The following is a 16973-nucleotide window of genomic DNA, read 5'->3' on the forward strand; positions in this document are numbered from 1 at the left end:
TTTGGCTTATGACATATAGAAGTAAAAATAGTGGGGCTTAGTTCAGTAAATATTGGACTAAGTTCTTTTTTCTTTCATTTTCCACAGCATTTCCACGTTTATTTGTTAGAATAATAAAGACTAAGACGAAAAGAAATTGGAGACGAATATATGTACATGGATTCGAGAATAGTAAAATCGTTGTTTATCCTACAACTGCTCTCGTCGTTTTTAGTGTTTGCTGGACATTACACCGCATTAGTTCTCAACTATAACGATCCTTTTTGGATCGTAGCTTTAAATCAAATTAGCCGCTATGGAACTGTCTTGTTGGCAATTATCACTGGTTTTTTTACTGCAAGATCACTTGAACGAATAACAGGTAGAGGGTGGAGCTTTTTCTCAGGAAAAATTACTTATATCGTTATCCCATTCCTTCTATTTGGTGTTCTGTACCACTATTTATTGACGAAAGAACTCCCTTCTCAAAGGATTGATTTTCTCAATATTATGCTTGGTAAGACAGGTGGGCAGCTCTACTTTATTTTCATGTTGTGCCAATATTATGTATTTGCTTACTTGTTCCGAAATGTTATTAACAAGAAGAATCTACTTGTGCTGATATGGGTGTTTATGGCTGTCCAATATGTGTATATTAATTACTTACATTATCCATGGCTTGGTTTGACGACGCGCCATTTTCTGCCTACATGGATTTTTACATTTTACCTGGGGCATCTCATTTATTGGTACCGAGAGAAAATCATTCTGTTTTTGAAAAATAACCAACTTATTGTTGTAAGCTTTGCTGCGATTTCCTTGTTTAGCGCAATACTGTTTGTTTTATCTGAAACAACCTATGTAGCGGTTCATATGCGATTTGTATTAGCAACGCTTGTTACGCTTTTGACAAGCTTACTATTTCTGGTCGATTGGGCCGAATATATTCCAGTGACTTTCCACAAAGGATTGACCTTCTTTATATACCTTACACACTCGGCTGTCACTATCTTAGTAAATAAGACATTGATTGGTTATCTAGGTGACATTGCTTGGATCTTTCAGAGTACGTGGTACACACTGATTTATTTAGTCATTATTTATAGCATTACTTTTGGAATTTCCATGCTATTGTCTAAAATGATGAATCTAATGGAAGCAAGTAAGCGGCGGATGAATAGGAAAATAGAGGGCCCTTTGTAATAAAACGGTTGATGCATGTGATAATACTGCATCAACCGTTTTTATATGCAAATATTTTGCTTTTTTTCCTTGAAAGACAAGACCCCGTTTACGTAGACAGTAAACATCTTCGTCAGGATAATAGGTGATTCTGATGAGCGATTTGCTGACCGGCTGGTTACCGATGCATTCTGGTGGTAGTTGCTCATGATTCCATACTTTCTTTGACATTTTTTTGTTTCACTAGTAACGTTTATAATAGATAAGTGATTTTTGTTTCTCTCTTGTACTGGCAGAATTTCATCTCAACACTTCCTGCCTATTACAATATAGGGTCGTCATCTTAGACAAAAACATAGTCAAATACATGGAGGTTTTCATGAATAAAAAAGATGTGGCAGCTTGTCTGTCCGCGTTCTTGCTTCTATTATTAATGGGCTGTCAGGCTGTCGAACAAAATGTACAACAGGCATACTCAGAGCCAAAACAGCTAGAATCTTTAAGCAAAACTGACTTGCAAAATATATGTGCTAATGAGCAAGATTGCGTAGAGGTAGGTAATAGGTTGGTTCAGGAAATTAATGCAATAATCCCTGAGTTTTCTTCAATGGAAGAGTATGTGGAGGGGGACAGCGCACAATCGGAAGCGAAAGAGAAGAGCTTGTCCGACGAAGCAAAGAAGCAAAATGAGATTGAAGCAAATGTACTGATGAGCTACAAGATTAACGATAAAGATGAACTAGTGGAGCCACAAATGCAAAAGCTGGATTCTAAGAAATGGGGTACATTCTATACAGAAACAGGTATAAAACGAGAAGAGATTGAAAAAATGCAGAAAGATACCGTGCTACATCAAGAGGTGTGGAATTTCTATAGAGCGTTAATTCCTAAAGAACAACGCAAACAACTTAAAGAATTTACTATCATGACAGATGGTAAACAAAATATACTGGCTAATGTTGTACAATCAGAGAATACTGATGAACACTGGAAGCTAGAGGTGGATGTGCTAGATGCTAGTACAGACGACCCAGATTTAATCAAAACATTGATTCATGAAACTGCCCATCTGATCTCACTAGGAGAAGATCAGATTCCCATTAATGAAGAGAGTCAGCAAGAGTTTAAAAAGGAGTGCGAAAGTCTATTCTTGGATGAAGGATGCACAAGTAAGGATTCGTATCTAAATAAGTTTCATAAACAATTCTGGCCAATGTATGAGGAAGAGTGGGAGCAGAAGAAAGTAGAGACGGATGAAGAGGAAAAACTAGCTTTTTACGATAAATATAACCAAGAGTTTGTATCCGAATATGCAATAACCAATGTGGTAGAAGACTGGGCCGAGACGTTTACCATGTTTACGCTATATGATTTTAGTCAAAATGAAACGACGTCAGAGAGTCAGCAGAAATTTGCTAAAATGAAGTCGCTGTATGCTTATTCTGAACTGGTGAAGGCAAGAACGGAAATATTGTTCCATTTGTATAAGCTGTTGCCAGAGTTAAAGCGATAGTCGGGAGGGCTTGGAGATAAGCTATATAAAATAAAACCAAAAACCAGAAGCCTGTCCCCCATGGGCAATAACGTTTTTCCCTTGTGGAAGCGGCACATCAGGTTTGCCCTTATTCAAAAGCAACAAGAGGAAACATTGATGAATGAAAGGCTGTCGAGCGGGTCGATAGCCTTTTGCCGTGTCATAAGTAGAGAGTAAAACATTATAAATCAATCCATTAAATTTTATTGTTATTTACAGAAATATACATCAGGGTTAAAATTAATAAAAAATGCTACGTTTTATAAATATAGGAAGGGGATTCATATGATTGAAAGTTTAACTTCCCAAACAATCGGGGAACTGATAAGAGCTAAAAGAACAGAATTAGGCATCAGTTTATCAGAAGTATCCAGAGTGACTGGGGTTAGTAAGGGGGTTATTTCCAAAATAGAAAGTGGCGAGACCAAGCGTCCAGAGTTAAGGACTTTAAAACCAATGGCAGATTTTTTAGACATCCCTTACGAAGATATCATTGAACGCTATATTGAGATGGAACAACGCATTGGTATTTTGGACGTTCTTTTATCAGAATCAATCGAAATTTCTAATCTTTCCTTAATTACTAAAGTGGCGAAAAAACTCCTCGAATCTCCTCACGAGGATACATATACATTATTAGAACATTTATATAAACTTGCGAACACTAACACAAATAAAGAAATCAGGCTAACATTTTACAATATCATTATTTCGTACGCCAGAGTTCATGGAGTACCAATGTATATAGCTAAAGGGTTATATCAAAAATACCTCATCGAGAGAGAAGATTTGAAACGTTTGGAAGAATCGTTTAAAGTAGGAGAAGAATCTTTGCACTATATTGATTTTCTATCTGATGAAGAGAAAATCATTTTCTATTTTAGAATGACCTTACACGCTCATAACATTAAAAAATATTCAGAGTGCATTGAGCTATGTAAAATGGGTCTTACAGAAGATACTACAAAAACCGAATTAAAGGCTAGAGCTTACTTAGCAATGATTAACTCACTTTTATTTTTAGAAAGATATGATGAAGTAGAACATCATTTAGATATTTTTGAAGAGTACGAATATCGTTTTGTTTTGGACGCAACCAACATAACTCGTGCCATTGTAAAAGCTAAAAAGAAGGATTTCGTTTTGGCAATTCCAATGTTAAGAGAGTGCTTAAAGGTGGTTAGTAAGGACCTTAAAATACATGTGGCAAATGAATTACTTGATGTATTTTTTCAAACAATGGACATGGACTCAATTGCAGAATTGCTAACCTTAGAAGACGAATGTATGATTATTAATCCTCAAACACCTTACCAGCATATATCTATTGGAACGTTTTACCGACACAAAGGGAATTTTATGATGGAAACAGGTATCCCTGATCAGGGAAAGGAAAGCTATTTACAAAGCTTACGTATTTATAGAAGGATTAATGCTTATCAAGAAATAACAGAGTGTATGAAAAATATTTTTGAATATTTCTCAAAAAATTTAATGTCAGTAGATATTGAGTATGTAAAAAGATTAAATGAGGTGTATAATGGTGCTGTGAGAAAAAAATGTAATTAAAGGTGGAATGTGGAGTGAAAAAGGCTGCTGCTGCAACGCTATTATCCTTATCTTTACTTGTAACTATGAATTTGGTTCCTTTAAACAAAACAGCAAGCACTAACATTACTGCTCTGAAAATTTATCCAACTGTAGTTGATCCAGGCCATTAATTAAGGTATTTTTTCTTTGAAAGCGCTATTACATTGTAGCGCTTTTTTTATTTGCAAGAATCATTGCATAACGAGACATCTTCCGTAAACGAAACCTAGAAAGAGAGTTGTACAAGGTAGACTTGGTAGTAAATGGAGAAGAAGCTCTTTTGTGTTTCATTCTGGCTTATGCGCAAAAAAGCTCTCATACAAGAGTGCTAATCGCTTGTTAGATAGCTTAATGTCGAAAAATGGCACATTTTGTAATACGTTTCAACATTTTCATTTGCCATATTCTTAGCGGAACACTCATTAGAATAAAAAGGTAAAAGCATATTCATTTATCACAGGGAAGTAATGACTAGCTGTAAATGAAAAATTATGGAATACGAAGCTTACAAGACGAATGGAGGAATTTATCATGGCACTCGTTTGGGCAGATGAACCTACAGATCGGAAAGAAATCTTCCAGAAACCAAAAGAACAAGAAAAAAGAGACGTCCCTTCCGCCGTCCAAAGCCAAGGAGCATCTCTTCGTTTTAAGCAAAAAACAATCTCTTATCTTAGTGTAAGGGACAGAAAAGCACAAAAGCAACAGGGGAATAAAAATTTCCCTAAAAAAGGGAAAAGTGCCGTAGGTAATACTTGGGTATACTTTTAACTGGATCAAATTGTCATCGCTAAACAACATAGATAGACAAGCATGGAAAGGTAATAACAAAACATGGATACAGGCAAGAATAATAAGAGGAAGTATGAAGGAAAAAGCGGCACAGGTCGGTTTGTGAAACGGCAACGGGAACAGAAACAATTAAATAGAGAGAGTAGCGGGCCGCCTACAAGCGGCCTTTTTGCGATCCATAGGTCAGACACCTAGGTAATATCAATCGCTTCTACCTCATTGGCACTTTGTAGAACAAGCCTTTTTTTGATTCAGATGGATTATTGCTGTGGTAAATAGAACAAATGCGATAAACAAGTTAGAAAGGGAGAGGACTTTTTATTATATAATGTTGAAGGCAGTTTTTGGATGGTTACACATTGCATGATTATAATGGTAAAATAAAAGGCATGTTTCATTCAGCAGCTTTCTTGTAGAAGTTGCAGTCCAAAGAAAGGTGATGAGGAAGATGAAAAAAATGAAAGGGACTCTATTTGTCCTACTAGCTTGTGCTATGTTGACGGCTTGCTCCAATAACACAGGAGAACAAGCCCAACCTAAAGTGAACCCAGAAGGAGCACCAGCACCAGCAGCCACAGCTGAAACGAATGCTAACAATGATTTCAAAGGTGAACCAGTAAAGGATAGTAAAGGCTTACCAGCACCTAATCAGATTAACGTATATAAATACGGAAGCAAGAAGACATTAAAATCCACGGATGCGGAATTTAAAAAGATTGTTGAACTGACCAACAAACGTTTAGGTATCGTGGGAGAAATAGTCCCTACTAATGAAACAGAGTTGAGCATTGAGAAAGCAACTAAATTAGGTCTAGCGATTGAATACGTATATGATCAGCCGGTAGAACATGAGATTGTGGCGAAAGAAAAGCAAGGCGATAAGAAAGTAAATACTACCGTTAAAATCACTACCAAGAGCGATGTCTTTATCTTCTCTGGTAATGATAGTAACAGAATGTACTATAGTGAAGATGGTAAAACCTATACGGACAAGCCTATTCTTCTAACTGAAACAAAACAATTGACCGATCTAGTGTCTAAATAACAGATCCGATTAAAGAAAAATAACACATCGAATGGAACCCGATTGCTAGGTAAGCATGGGTTCCATTTTTTTATCTAGATTGCTAGAGTATTTCAGACAAATTAAATAGAGATGCAGGCTAACTGTAGGGTATATCCGATAGCTTGCTGATTATATCGTGCAAAGAACTGTGTAATGTATCAAAAATATAGGAGATAACACATGCAACAGATGATAAACAGTTTCACTACATGCTACAATGAAACTGTTACTGTTACATACAGCACTTTTTAAAAAAGCTGAGGAGGGAACAGCAGTGGTAAAACATCTCGCAGATTGTACAGTACTCCAAAATGGAGTGAAAATGCCTTGGATTGGTCTTGGTGTTTGGAGAGTAGATGATGGAGCTCAGGTTGTTCACGCAGTTAAAACAGCAATTCAGCACGGATACAGAAGTATTGATACTGCAATGATCTATAAGAATGAAGAAGGGGTTGGCCAAGCGATTGCTGAAGCTGGAGTTCCCCGTGAAGACTTGTTTATTACAACCAAGGTGTGGAATAGCGATCAGGGCTATGACACGACACTAGCTGCTTTTGATGAAAGCTTGAAAAAACTTGGTTTGGATTACCTTGACTTGTATTTGATCCATTGGCCGGGTACAGACAAATATGTGGATACGTGGAAGGCATTGGAGAAGCTATACAAAGATGGAAAAGTGCGTGCAATTGGTGTCTGCAATTTCCATAAGCATCATCTGGAAGAATTGATAAAAACGGCAGAAGTGAAGCCGATGGTTAACCAGATCGAAATGCATCCGCTGTTAACACAGAAAGACCTGCTTACATACTGCAAACAGCAAAACATCCAAGTAGAAGCTTGGAGCCCGCTGATGCAAGGAAATTTAGATCACCCTGTTTTGGTTAAATTGGCACAAAAGTATGAAAAAACACCTGCCCAAATCGTGCTTCGTTGGCACTTGCAAAATGGTGTTGTTATTATTCCAAAATCGATTAATGAGAATCGTATTAAGGAGAACACAGCACTGTTTGGCTTTGAACTGTCAGATGAAGACATGGGCAGAATCAATGATTTGAATCAAAACAAACGTTTTGGTCCAAACCCAGACGAATTCTTTTAAACCTCCTGTGTATTCCACTTTTGAATAAAGGAAAAACGCCTCTTCCGATGAGAATTGTTTCATCAGAAGAAGCGTTTTTTTGTATGTTCTCTCTATTATTGCAAATTTAAGACCGTAACTTTATCACGTGTCATGGATTGCAAGCTTTTTGGAACACCTTGCACGCCTACACCAGAACCTTTTACACCGATGAACGGGAAGTGATCTGGACCACGTTCTGTGCGTCCATTAATTTGTACAGAGCCTGTTTCTAATTTTTTCGCCAGATAGAATGCTTTGTTAATGTCATTCGTAAAGACGCTCGCTTGAAGTCCAAATTCGGATTTGTTAGCAATCTCAATCGCTTCTTCTGCGTCTTTAATACGGATGATTGGCAAGACAGGACCAAATGGCTCTTCCCACGCCACACGCATATCAAGCGTTACGTCAGCTAACAAGGTTGGATGAATTAAATTGCCCTCGCGCTTGTTGCCAGTCAGGACTTTGGCACCTTTTGCAATGGCGTCATCAATCAGCCCTTGAATGTAATCAGCTGATTTGGTGTCGATCACTGGTACGACAGTTGCCTTGTCTACAGGTGAACCAATGGACAGCTTTGCCACTTCCGCCGCTAGCATATCAGTAAGTTGGTCAGCGACTTCAGTTTGAACTAACACGCGCTTGATCGCTGTGCAGCGTTGACCGGAATAGGAGAAGGCACCTGAAATAATTTGACCAGTTGCCAATTTCAGATCAGCGTCTGGGAGTACGATAGCTGGGTCTTTACCACCAAGCTCCATTACGAGTGGTACCATTTTTGCTTTGCCAGCAATGTGGTAACCAGTCTCTGTTCCACCTGTAAAGGTAATCATGTCAATACCTTTATTCTCGACCAAATAATCGCCAATGACAGAACCGCGTCCGGTTACTACATTTACAATGTTTTTCGGAATGCCTGCTTTGTGCAAGGCCTCAATCATCTTGATACCGCTCAACGCACCTTGTGTTGCTGGTTTGAAGATCACGGTGTTACCCATCATCAAAGCTGGTGCAATTTTAGCGGAAGACAAGTTGACTGGATAGTTGAATGGCGAAATAGCTAAAATGACACCAAGAGGTACACGTTCAACAATTGCGATTTTCTGTTTTGAGCCGCCAGGGAAGTTCTCACCATTCATGCTCTCGTTATACATATGGATGGCTTCCTCAATGTTGTAGCGAATGAGGTCGGCAGAGCGTTCCACTTCTTTTTGAGCGTCAGCGAAAGTTTTACCCACTTCTTGCATCATAATGTCGGCAATTTCGTCCTTCATAGCCAATAGCTCGTCAATCCATTTATAGAGATAGGAAGCACGCTCGCGAATGCTCAACTCTGCCCAGCCTTTTTGTGCTTCTTTTGCTAAGTGAATGGCTTCATCTACTTCTGCTTGAGTGATGGCTTGTACTTCGCCAACGACTCCGTCTTTATATGGGGAATAAATTTTGACGGTTTCATTGGAGGAACTCTTTCTCCACTCGCCGTCGATATAGTAAGGCAGTTGCATATTTTTAGATGTTGTAGCTGTAGTCATAGTCTGTACCCTCCATGATGTATTGAATATTTTAGTACGTAGGTACTCAAAATGTGTTAATGTACAAATTGACATGTTCATTATATTTGACATAAGATTAATTTGTCAAAAATTAAATTGCGTGCAATTGAATTGGAAGTGCAAAAAGAGGGGAGACAAACCATGAATAACAAGAAAATGCTAGCGCTTGATCAACAGCTATGTTTTTCGATTTATGCCTGTTCCCGTGAAATTTGTCGTTTGTATCGCCCGCATTTAGAAGAGATGGGACTTACCTATCCACAATACCTGGTGCTCCTAATTTTATGGGATAAACACTCCTGTACTGTGAAGCAGCTGGGGAAGCTACTTTATTTGGATTCGGGTACATTGACGCCGATGCTTAAAAGATTGGAAGCCATGGAGTTAGTCAAAAGAGAACGCTCTACCACAGATGAGCGAACGGTTAATGTTACCATCACGGATAAAGGAAAGGAACTTCAAGGCAGAGCCGATGGAATTAAAAGTGCTTTAGTGGAAAGTACTGCGATCTCTATGGAAGAGTTTGGATCGTTACTAGTCCAAATGCAAGCGATGCTAGAGCGTATCCATGAATTAAATCAAAACAAAACGTACTGCTGTATTGAAGCTGACAAAGAATAACCTGTATATAAAAACCTGCTAAAAAGCGCAAAGAGGGAGCGACTGTGTTAGTTAGTAACTGTTGCTGCTTTCTTGCGTTTTTTTTTATTTGTTGTAAAAATGTTCCGGAGCTTACTGCAAGCAGTGAGAATGTAGCGAAAGCAGCAAGTCAAACAGCGCAATCACAATATAAATCACATGACTTGCTTCAGGGGTTACAACAAGAGATTTACAGCATTTATGCAATGGGTACTTTGATGAAGAATATCTCAGATCAAACCCATTTGCTAGGGTTAAACGCTGCAATTGAGGCGGCGAGGGCCGAAGCGAGCGGTCGAGGTTTTGAAGTGGTGGCAAACGTGGTTCGTAAATTAGCGGAACATTCAAAAATATCTGTAGACGAAATCAACAAGGTTTTGAACCATATATGTAGTGTATTAGAAGAAGTACTACTCATTATGCAAAGCAACAGGAAGAAAGCTCTTCTCAACTAGATACCTTTGTGCATACGATTCAAAAAGTAACGCATGAACTAAAAAATCTCCAATCACGTGTTCAGTAATATTCCCCCCTGCGCATCATTTACATACACAAAAAAAACCGCTCAAGCTAATGTGTACTGCACCTCCAATTGTTGAATGTGTCTAACAATTGGGGTGCAGTACAATGTTGAGCGGTTTTTCCTCTAGATATTCCACTGATGCAATTCCAGACGACGAACGCCTTCCACTACATAAGGATCAGATTCTGCTATCTGCGTGGCCTCTTCTAGCGAGTCAGCTACATAAATCACCATTCCGCCTGAACCATCGGCAAAGGGTCCCTTAGCGAAGATTTTGCCTTCTGCCTTTAGCTTTTCCAGATAGTCTAAATGATGAGGACGAAACTCTTGATTTTTCTCTGGATTTTTCATATGTAAAATTGCAGCGAAGTGAGCCATTCTGAGATCTCCTTTAGCTAACGCATTTCTTTCTATTGTACCAAATTTCCGTAGAATCTGCGACGCGATAGCCTTCATTTTCGTATTTACAGGAAAGAAATAGGGAAAACACCTAGTATCAAAAAAGGTAGAAAAATCATGTAAAATAATGTAAAATAAAGGCTAAGTTAGTAGATTTATGTTGGAGGAAAAGAGAGCTGGGGGGATGAACTGTGTTTCGTTCCGAACTGGAATGGACGCGTGAGGAATTGCGCGATACGATCCGCAAGCATATGAAACAAAAAAGCTTGACGCAAGCGGAAACGGCCCAGCTGATTTCCATTGAAAGAAGCGGCTTTACCAAAGCAATTAATGGCAATCATTCGTTTACGCTGGAGAGCTTAGACAAATTGACTGTCGTGTTTGAATTGGAGGAAGGGGCCTTTTATCATCTGTTTTTTGGGGAATGCATTGAACAGCGGCTCAAAAGTGTCCATTTGGTTTTTATTAAGGACAAATATGAAAAGTTCTTACGTCGTTGCCTTGAGGTTGGTAAATACGACATAGCCTTTCAACTATTAGAAATGTTGTTGGAGCAGGACGGTAAAAAACTGGATGTTATTTATACGATTGCTGAATCTATTTTTAAGCTAGCCGCGCTAAAATACCCTGGAGTCCCCACCTACAAAGAACCAGAATATCAGCAAGCTCTTTTTCTCTATAACTACTATGTAAATAATGAAGCTGACTATCATTCTGAGCAACTAGCCATATGCTATTTTCGAATCTTTTATATCATGCGATTCGATGTAAAAGAATCTTATGAAAAATTAGTTATGCTGTTATCCGTCATTAATCGATTGCCTTTACAAGAAAAAATAAAGGCGTATGATCGGGTAATGATGTATTTTTATATTGCAAGCGATTGGGACAAGGTCTTGCATTACGCCGATATCCTAGAGAAGCTAGCGAAGGGGCAGAACATCGACATTTATAATCACTGTCTGATGATTAAGAGTTTTGCTTTAAAGGAAACAGAGGACTATCAGGAGGCTATGCGTCTAACAGATATGTACTCTAAATATAAACCCTTTCAAAATGTGGGATACGGAAACCGCATGATGATTGAGATTACTTCGGGTGATTTGCAAAATCTCCTTATTTATGTGAGTTGGTTATCTCAGCAGGATCAGCGGGAATCAGGTCTGTCGATTGTGATAAGGAAGTTGCTAGATGCTGATAGAGCCTTGTTAGCACGCTATATTTTTGAAATGTTTGCTAAGCGCTTGGTTCCAGAAGAAAATATATTAATCAGCAAATACCGATTTAATCTTTTTCAGGTTGCCTCTCAGATGTATTTTGAATTAGCGTTGTATAAAGAGGGTATTGATCAAGTGTTACAAGCTATAAATAAAGCACTCTATCTCCACAAGCAACATGAATTAGGAGAATTGCTATACATGTTTGAAACGCATAGAATTCATGCAACTCAAGAACAACAACATCTCTATTGGAAATTGTTAAAAGGGTGGAAGGAGGGTGAATTCGCATGAAAAAAGTGTGGATCGTTATTGGAATGATAATGGTGATTGCTACTCCTACAGCAGCGCTGGCTGACAATGGTGCCAAACCGATTGATGTTTACTGCAATGGTACAGAGCAGGATAACAACAGTGCAGGGCAGGAAAACAACGATACAGAAGAGGGAGGTATTTGTGATAACGGAGCCAGACCAACAAAGAAGTGAAAAAATAGGTATAGCTGTTGCCCTTGAAACGGGGTGGCAGCTTTTTTCTTCTTTCCTACGAAAAAGTGATAAAAAAATGGAAAACACCTGTAACTTATCACGTTACCTTATCATTAATATAAAATTTGAAATTGCCAGAGAAAGGTTTGTGAGATAAGGTGAGTGGAATATTGAAGCATGCCCCTCCCATCAAAGATATGGTCATCACATTGCAACAGCAGTTGGTTGCTCTTGTCCAAGAGAAAGGTAGTTTTTCACATCCAATGGTTGTAGCTCTAAGTAAAGAGCTAGATGAATATGTTGTTCAACTACAGAGTCAACGCTTTCAACAATATAAGAAACGCAGACAAATGGATGAGAGAGAACACGGTTGATCCATCCATGAAAAAATCAAATGAGAAATGTTGTATATTTTTAATGATAATTCCACATTCCTAACTAAGAACCCAGATGGTGGGATTGTTTAACTACCATTACTGATTCTTAGAGAGGATGTTTTTGTTTATGCCATATAAAGCTACATGGGGTTTGATTCTTACTGCTACCACCATATTGTTTAGTGCGAGTTCGGCTTATGCAACTCAAAAAATGCAGATATCTAGTACGACTTATGCCGTTGATACTCCTTCCCCCCATCATAATAAGATTATGCACAGAAACCACTTCACAGATAATCCTGCGTTGCAATCCCTATTACATCTATCTAAAGAGCAATTAATCTCAGAATTAGACAAAGGAAAAAGCCTGGCAGATATCGCCAATAGTCGCGGTGTAGAGAAAACCAAGGTGATCGAACTGTTAAAAAGGCAGCACATGGCGATGCTCGATGAAGCTGTAAAGAATGGTAGCATGACGAAAGAACGAGCGGAGAAAGTAAAGGAACATGCTACTACAAGAGCGACCCGCATTGTGGAAGGTACCATGCGCTATCACGAGAGAAACCATGGAATGAGAGGAAAGCTGGTTCCTTGGGAGAATCAGGAACTGCTAACCTTGTTAAAAATGGACAGGGAACAATTAAAAATAACTTGGACAAGCGGGAAATCTCTAAATGAGATTGCCCAAAACCAAGGAGTGTCTAAACAGGAAGTGGCTGCACTTTTGCAAAAAGCGTATATGGAACGGATTGAGAAGGCCGTAACGGACGGTCATCTTTCCCAAGAAAAAGCTGATGAAATTAAGAATAAGGTTAGCAGTAAGATTGATAAGATAATGAATAAGAAATGGGAAGATAAGAACGAACACAAGTATGAAAAAAAGAAGTAAGGCCAAAAGAGAGGATTTCTCATCCTCTCTTCATTTTGCTTTAAGGGTATAGTCATCAATGATAAGTAGAGTAGGATTTTGTCATAAGAGAGGCACTGCGGCAGCTACGACATAGTGGTGGATAAGGATGCATTTTTCTGGCTGCAAGTGAATCTAGTAGATGGTACTTCCGACAATGCAGACAAGGTTTGACGCTCTTAGTTACCGTTTGTTCTCCCCATGCCAATACTTGTGCTGAGAAGGGTAAAAAATGTAACGTTTGATAGTGAAAGGCAGGGCCTGATGGATCAATCCAACGAACGATTTGTCCGTTTTCCCACAGAGATAAGTAGGAGTGATCTTCATAAGGATCAATGGTAATATGATAGCGATTTCCCTGCCAGATTTGCGAATGGGTCTTCACAAGCGGATCATCCCAGACAAATTGAAAATGTGCCATGGTGGAAAGCTCCTTTTAGCCGTTTTGATTTCCAGTATGGTCAAAATTCAGACCGACCATAACAGCTCATTGTTATACGGTCATTCATTTTCGCTTGCTGGAAAAAACTGATACACTAGTGGTAAAGATTACATGGAATGGAGGATCAGACATGAAGACAGGAACGTTTACTTTTACAGATGAACAAGGCTTTACCCTCTTTGTTTATCAATGGTCTCCAGACAATCAGGAGGACGTGAAGGGAATCGTGCAAATCGCTCATGGTATGACGGAAACAGCGGAACGCTATGAACGATTTGCTCGATTTTTAACAAATGCAGGTTATATTGTTTATGCAAACGATCATCGAGGACATGGGAAAACAGCAGGTAGTGTAGAGAAATTAGGCTATGTGGGGCAGAATGGGTTTGTATGGATGGTCAAAAATATGGCTCAGCTTAGTCAGATCATTCGAGACGAAAACCCGGAGTATCCGCTGTATTTGTTTTCCCACAGTATGGGATCATTTTTGGGACAAAAATATATGTATGAATATCCTGAATTGATCGAAGGTATTATTTTATCAGGGAGTAATGGGAGCCGCGGAGTAGAATTGCAAGCCGGGATAGGTATAACTGCATTAATTACAGCCATTCGTGGGGAGCAACATCGCAGTACGTGGATAGATTCGTTAGCTTTTGGCAGTTTTAATCGTCATATTCAGTCACCACGTACACCATTTGATTGGTTGAGCAGAGATGCAACTGAAGTAGATAAATACATTGCCGATCCTTTCTGTGGTGTGGTATCCACCAGCAGTTTTTACCGTGACTTTTTTAAAATGCTTCATGAGATTCAACAGGAGCCATGCTTGCAGCGGATTCCGAAAAACTTGCCTATCTTCGTTATTGCAGGAGATGAGGACCCGGTTGGAGTTTGTGGCAAAGGAGTTAAGAGGCTAGTCAAAAGATATGAGGAGCTACAGCTACAACAAGTATCCTATAAATTGTATCCACAAGGTAGACATGAGTTGCTAAACGACATTAATCGCGAGGAAGTCATGCAGGATTGTTTAGCGTGGCTCAATGAGCAGGTGGAGTAAAAATCCCCTCGATTGTCGCTTGTATGCTCAGCAAAACATTCGAGAGGATTTCTTTAGACTTGAAAGAGCTAAAATTTCTTATCGGAACACCAGCTAGCTTATTTCACCACAGAAGCGCGTGTAGGTATTAATCCTTTTGCTTGCTTTCGTTGATACAGGTTGTTACAAACTAGGGCCATGATGATTAGCGTTGTGCCACCTACATCATATATAGTCATGTCATACCCCTGCATGACAGAAATGATAAAAGTCGTAACAGGTACAAAGTTGATAAACAGTGTTCCATTAATTGGTGATAATAGCTTAATTCCAGCGTTCCAACTGATCAGCGCAATCACACCCGGAAAAATAATCATAAAAGCAAGTTCGTTGCCAGCAGATAAGATTGAGGTCATGGTAGGGACATGTAAAATGTTTAGCGTGGTTAAAGTCAAAACAATTAGTCCAGATGTGAGTGTACCTAGGACGCAGCTCAGTGTGGAATAGCGTAAAACGGACCATTCACTAAAATGATTGCCACCAATCGTATAGATCACCCAGCCTAACACCCCTATGAAGATTAGGAGAACCGCGAAGATACTACTTCCACCTATTAGAAAAGATTTGACATCTCCTTTAGTAATAACCATAAATACCCCAACTAAAGCCACTGCGATACAACCAATCGTAAACGGTTTTGGTTTATTTGATTTATAAATCCATAGAACCAGTACAGATAACATTGGCATCAATGCTTCCATGACTGAGGCCAGGATGACACCTGAGGTTCCTAATTGATTTTGTCCCCAAAATACTAATAGATTATAGCAGGTGAATGCCATTGTCCCAAAAAACCACAAGGACCATCCACGACCTTCTAAACGTAACGCTTTGAAGCCCTCTTTCCAGACTAGTAAACCGATTAAAATGAGGGAAACAACAGAATAACGAATAACAGAGAAGTAAAACGGATCAATAAATTCAAATGCACTTTCTGCTACTGGAAACATGGCTCCCCAAGCCACACTTGCTACTAAGCAAAGGAAGGCTCCCTTCATGATGTTGTCTGTTTTCATTTTCTCTCTCTACCTTTCTCTCTGTAAAAAATTCTACGTTGAACATCATATGTCGAAACCGGTATCATGTAAAATGATTGAAATTGATATTAGCCATCATTATAATTGATAGCAAATGTTGAGATAGGAAAAGAGGATAGAGGGAATGGAAATCAGCGATCTACGTATTTTCCAAACAGTAGCCGAGGAAGGCAGTGTAAGTCAGGCAGCTAAACGCTTAAATTATGTGCAATCAAACGTCACAGCTCGAATTCAACAAGTAGAAAAGGAACTAGGAACATCTCTGTTTTATCGACACCGGCGAGGGGTAACTTTAAATGAAGACGGGCGTAAGCTTTTAGGCTATACCCAAAAGATGTTGGCGTTAATGGAAGAAATGCAACAATCGTTTCAAACCAGCGAGGACCCATCTGGACCATTGTTGATTGGCTCTGTTGAGACGGTTTCAGCACTACCGATGATTTTGGCGTCGTATCATAAACAGTTCCCACGGGTCGATTTATCATTAGTATCTGGAGTGACACAGCATTTGGTAAGTGATGTGCTGCACTATCAGTTAGATGGGGCCTTTGTAAGCGGACCCATTCAGCATCCTGATATTGTACAGGAGCATGTCATGGAGGAGGAGCTTGTGCTTGTAGCAGCAAGAGGTATCCACTCTTTAGAGGAATGTAAAAGGAAACCACTCCTTGTATTCCGGTCAGGATGTGGATATCGAGCAAGGTTGACTCAGTGGCTATCAACACAGGGGATCACTCCCACTAAAATAATGGAGTTTGGAACATTGGAAACGATCCTGGCTGTGGTGGAGTCTGGACTCGGCATTTCGCTTGTGCCAAAATCAACGGTGTTGCGACTACATTCAGAAGGAAACATCCGTCATTTTACATTGCCAGAGGGATACAATCAGGTAACGACAGTTTTCATCCGCAGAAAGGACTCCTTTTTAACTAATACAATGCGCTGTTTCTTGAATCAAATTGATCAGTTCCACGAACAACGCATACATGCATAAAAAAAATAACGTATGGCTAACGTTATTTGTGAGAAGAA

18 protein-coding genes are annotated in these 16973 nt (G+C 39.2%); 14 read left to right on the forward strand and 4 right to left on the reverse strand.

Annotated features, from left to right (window positions below):
* Positions 1 to 150 precede the first annotated feature (150 nt).
* The 6 genes from EEL30_11285 (at position 151) to EEL30_11310 (ending at position 7242) form a co-directional block, all read left to right on the forward strand.
* Positions 151 to 1182 carry an acyltransferase gene (locus tag EEL30_11285; GenBank protein QDX92834.1) on the forward strand — a complete coding sequence of 344 codons (1032 nt, stop codon included), beginning with the start codon at positions 151 to 153 and terminating at the stop codon, positions 1180 to 1182.
* 358 nt (positions 1183 to 1540) lie between these two features.
* Entirely contained in the window at positions 1541 to 2674 is a 1134-nt protein-coding gene (locus tag EEL30_11290) for a hypothetical protein (protein ID QDX92835.1), read from the forward strand.
* A 306-nt stretch (positions 2675 to 2980) separates the two neighbouring features.
* A complete protein-coding gene (locus EEL30_11295) occupies positions 2981 to 4264 on the forward strand; it encodes an XRE family transcriptional regulator (protein QDX92836.1) in 1284 nt (427 codons plus the stop codon).
* A 552-nt stretch (positions 4265 to 4816) separates the two neighbouring features.
* The gene (locus tag EEL30_11300) at positions 4817 to 5056 is read left to right on the forward strand and encodes a hypothetical protein (protein QDX92837.1); all 240 of its coding nucleotides are present in this window, start codon (positions 4817 to 4819) and stop codon (positions 5054 to 5056) included.
* Between the two features lie 469 nt (positions 5057 to 5525).
* Complete coding sequence (locus EEL30_11305) at positions 5526 to 6122, forward strand: hypothetical protein (GenBank protein QDX92838.1); 597 nt, start codon at positions 5526 to 5528, stop codon at positions 6120 to 6122.
* A 295-nt stretch (positions 6123 to 6417) separates the two neighbouring features.
* Positions 6418 to 7242: an aldo/keto reductase gene (locus EEL30_11310; GenBank protein QDX92839.1), complete on the forward strand. Its 825-nt coding sequence runs from the start codon at positions 6418 to 6420 to the stop codon at positions 7240 to 7242.
* 95 nt (positions 7243 to 7337) lie between these two features.
* On the opposite strand, the gene EEL30_11315 is transcribed toward EEL30_11310, so the two are convergent.
* On the reverse strand, positions 7338 to 8792 hold the full coding sequence (locus EEL30_11315) for an NADP-dependent glyceraldehyde-3-phosphate dehydrogenase (GenBank protein QDX92840.1): 1455 nt from the start codon (positions 8790 to 8792) through the stop codon (positions 7338 to 7340).
* 162 nt (positions 8793 to 8954) lie between these two features.
* Here EEL30_11315 and EEL30_11320 point away from each other — a divergent pair, with 162 nt between their 5' ends.
* Both EEL30_11320 and EEL30_11325 read left to right on the forward strand, forming a co-directional pair.
* Positions 8955 to 9434, forward strand: a complete 480-nt coding sequence (locus EEL30_11320) for a MarR family transcriptional regulator (protein QDX92841.1) — start codon at positions 8955 to 8957, stop codon at positions 9432 to 9434.
* Between the two features lie 44 nt (positions 9435 to 9478).
* Positions 9479 to 9907 (forward strand): methyl-accepting chemotaxis protein, encoded by a 429-nt coding sequence (locus tag EEL30_11325; GenBank protein ID QDX92842.1) that lies wholly within the window; start codon positions 9479 to 9481, stop codon positions 9905 to 9907.
* Positions 9908 to 10098: 191 nt separating this feature from the next.
* Here EEL30_11325 and EEL30_11330 read toward each other — a convergent pair whose 3' ends face one another.
* A complete protein-coding gene (locus tag EEL30_11330; GenBank protein ID QDX92843.1) occupies positions 10099 to 10353 on the reverse strand; it encodes a hypothetical protein in 255 nt (84 codons plus the stop codon).
* Between the two features lie 212 nt (positions 10354 to 10565).
* Between EEL30_11330 and EEL30_11335 the strand changes: the two genes are divergently transcribed.
* From EEL30_11335 to EEL30_11350, 4 genes are all read left to right on the forward strand, one after another.
* Positions 10566 to 11885: an XRE family transcriptional regulator gene (locus EEL30_11335; GenBank protein QDX92844.1), complete on the forward strand. Its 1320-nt coding sequence runs from the start codon at positions 10566 to 10568 to the stop codon at positions 11883 to 11885.
* The gene (locus EEL30_11340; GenBank protein QDX92845.1) at positions 11882 to 12079 is read left to right on the forward strand and encodes a hypothetical protein; all 198 of its coding nucleotides are present in this window, start codon (positions 11882 to 11884) and stop codon (positions 12077 to 12079) included. The genes EEL30_11335 and EEL30_11340 overlap by 4 nt, the downstream gene beginning before the upstream one ends.
* A 170-nt stretch (positions 12080 to 12249) precedes the next feature.
* On the forward strand, positions 12250 to 12453 hold the full coding sequence (locus EEL30_11345) for an aspartyl-phosphate phosphatase Spo0E family protein (GenBank protein QDX92846.1): 204 nt from the start codon (positions 12250 to 12252) through the stop codon (positions 12451 to 12453).
* A gap of 130 nt (positions 12454 to 12583) precedes the next feature.
* Positions 12584 to 13345 (forward strand): hypothetical protein, encoded by a 762-nt coding sequence (locus EEL30_11350; protein QDX92847.1) that lies wholly within the window; start codon positions 12584 to 12586, stop codon positions 13343 to 13345.
* A 55-nt stretch (positions 13346 to 13400) separates the two neighbouring features.
* On the opposite strand, the gene EEL30_11355 is transcribed toward EEL30_11350, so the two are convergent.
* On the reverse strand, positions 13401 to 13784 hold the full coding sequence (locus tag EEL30_11355; GenBank protein ID QDX92848.1) for a hypothetical protein: 384 nt from the start codon (positions 13782 to 13784) through the stop codon (positions 13401 to 13403).
* Between the two features lie 151 nt (positions 13785 to 13935).
* Here EEL30_11355 and EEL30_11360 point away from each other — a divergent pair, with 151 nt between their 5' ends.
* The gene (locus EEL30_11360) at positions 13936 to 14865 is read left to right on the forward strand and encodes an alpha/beta hydrolase (GenBank protein ID QDX92849.1); all 930 of its coding nucleotides are present in this window, start codon (positions 13936 to 13938) and stop codon (positions 14863 to 14865) included.
* Between the two features lie 98 nt (positions 14866 to 14963).
* Here the strand turns inward: EEL30_11360 and EEL30_11365 are convergent, their stop codons facing one another.
* Positions 14964 to 15920 (reverse strand): DMT family transporter, encoded by a 957-nt coding sequence (locus EEL30_11365; protein ID QDX92850.1) that lies wholly within the window; start codon positions 15918 to 15920, stop codon positions 14964 to 14966.
* A gap of 145 nt (positions 15921 to 16065) precedes the next feature.
* Between EEL30_11365 and EEL30_11370 the strand changes: the two genes are divergently transcribed.
* Positions 16066 to 16935 carry a LysR family transcriptional regulator gene (locus EEL30_11370; protein QDX92851.1) on the forward strand — a complete coding sequence of 290 codons (870 nt, stop codon included), beginning with the start codon at positions 16066 to 16068 and terminating at the stop codon, positions 16933 to 16935.
* The last annotated feature ends 38 nt before the right edge of the window (positions 16936 to 16973 follow it).

Origin of the sequence: Brevibacillus laterosporus (genome assembly GCA_007833815.1) — a bacterium.
Taxonomy (GTDB): domain Bacteria; phylum Bacillota; class Bacilli; order Brevibacillales; family Brevibacillaceae; genus Brevibacillus_B; species Brevibacillus_B laterosporus_D.

Bases quoted from the DNA above. Each gene is read 5' to 3' on its own strand.
- EEL30_11285 (QDX92834.1), top strand. From the start codon at position 151: ATGTACATGGATTCGAGAATAGTAAAATCGTTGTTTATCCTACAACTG.
- EEL30_11290 (QDX92835.1), top strand. From the start codon at position 1,541: ATGAATAAAAAAGATGTGGCAGCTTGTCTGTCCGCGTTCTTGCTTCTA.
- EEL30_11295 (QDX92836.1), top strand. From the start codon at position 2,981: ATGATTGAAAGTTTAACTTCCCAAACAATCGGGGAACTGATAAGAGCT.
- EEL30_11300 (QDX92837.1), top strand. From the start codon at position 4,817: ATGGCACTCGTTTGGGCAGATGAACCTACAGATCGGAAAGAAATCTTC.
- EEL30_11305 (QDX92838.1), top strand. From the start codon at position 5,526: ATGAAAAAAATGAAAGGGACTCTATTTGTCCTACTAGCTTGTGCTATG.
- EEL30_11315 (QDX92840.1), bottom strand. From the start codon at position 8,792: ATGACTACAGCTACAACATCTAAAAATATGCAACTGCCTTACTATATC.
- EEL30_11320 (QDX92841.1), top strand. From the start codon at position 8,955: ATGAATAACAAGAAAATGCTAGCGCTTGATCAACAGCTATGTTTTTCG.
- EEL30_11330 (QDX92843.1), bottom strand. From the start codon at position 10,353: ATGGCTCACTTCGCTGCAATTTTACATATGAAAAATCCAGAGAAAAAT.
- EEL30_11340 (QDX92845.1), top strand. From the start codon at position 11,882: ATGAAAAAAGTGTGGATCGTTATTGGAATGATAATGGTGATTGCTACT.
- EEL30_11350 (QDX92847.1), top strand. From the start codon at position 12,584: ATGCCATATAAAGCTACATGGGGTTTGATTCTTACTGCTACCACCATA.
- EEL30_11355 (QDX92848.1), bottom strand. From the start codon at position 13,784: ATGGCACATTTTCAATTTGTCTGGGATGATCCGCTTGTGAAGACCCAT.
- EEL30_11360 (QDX92849.1), top strand. From the start codon at position 13,936: ATGAAGACAGGAACGTTTACTTTTACAGATGAACAAGGCTTTACCCTC.
- EEL30_11365 (QDX92850.1), bottom strand. From the start codon at position 15,920: ATGAAAACAGACAACATCATGAAGGGAGCCTTCCTTTGCTTAGTAGCA.
- EEL30_11370 (QDX92851.1), top strand. From the start codon at position 16,066: ATGGAAATCAGCGATCTACGTATTTTCCAAACAGTAGCCGAGGAAGGC.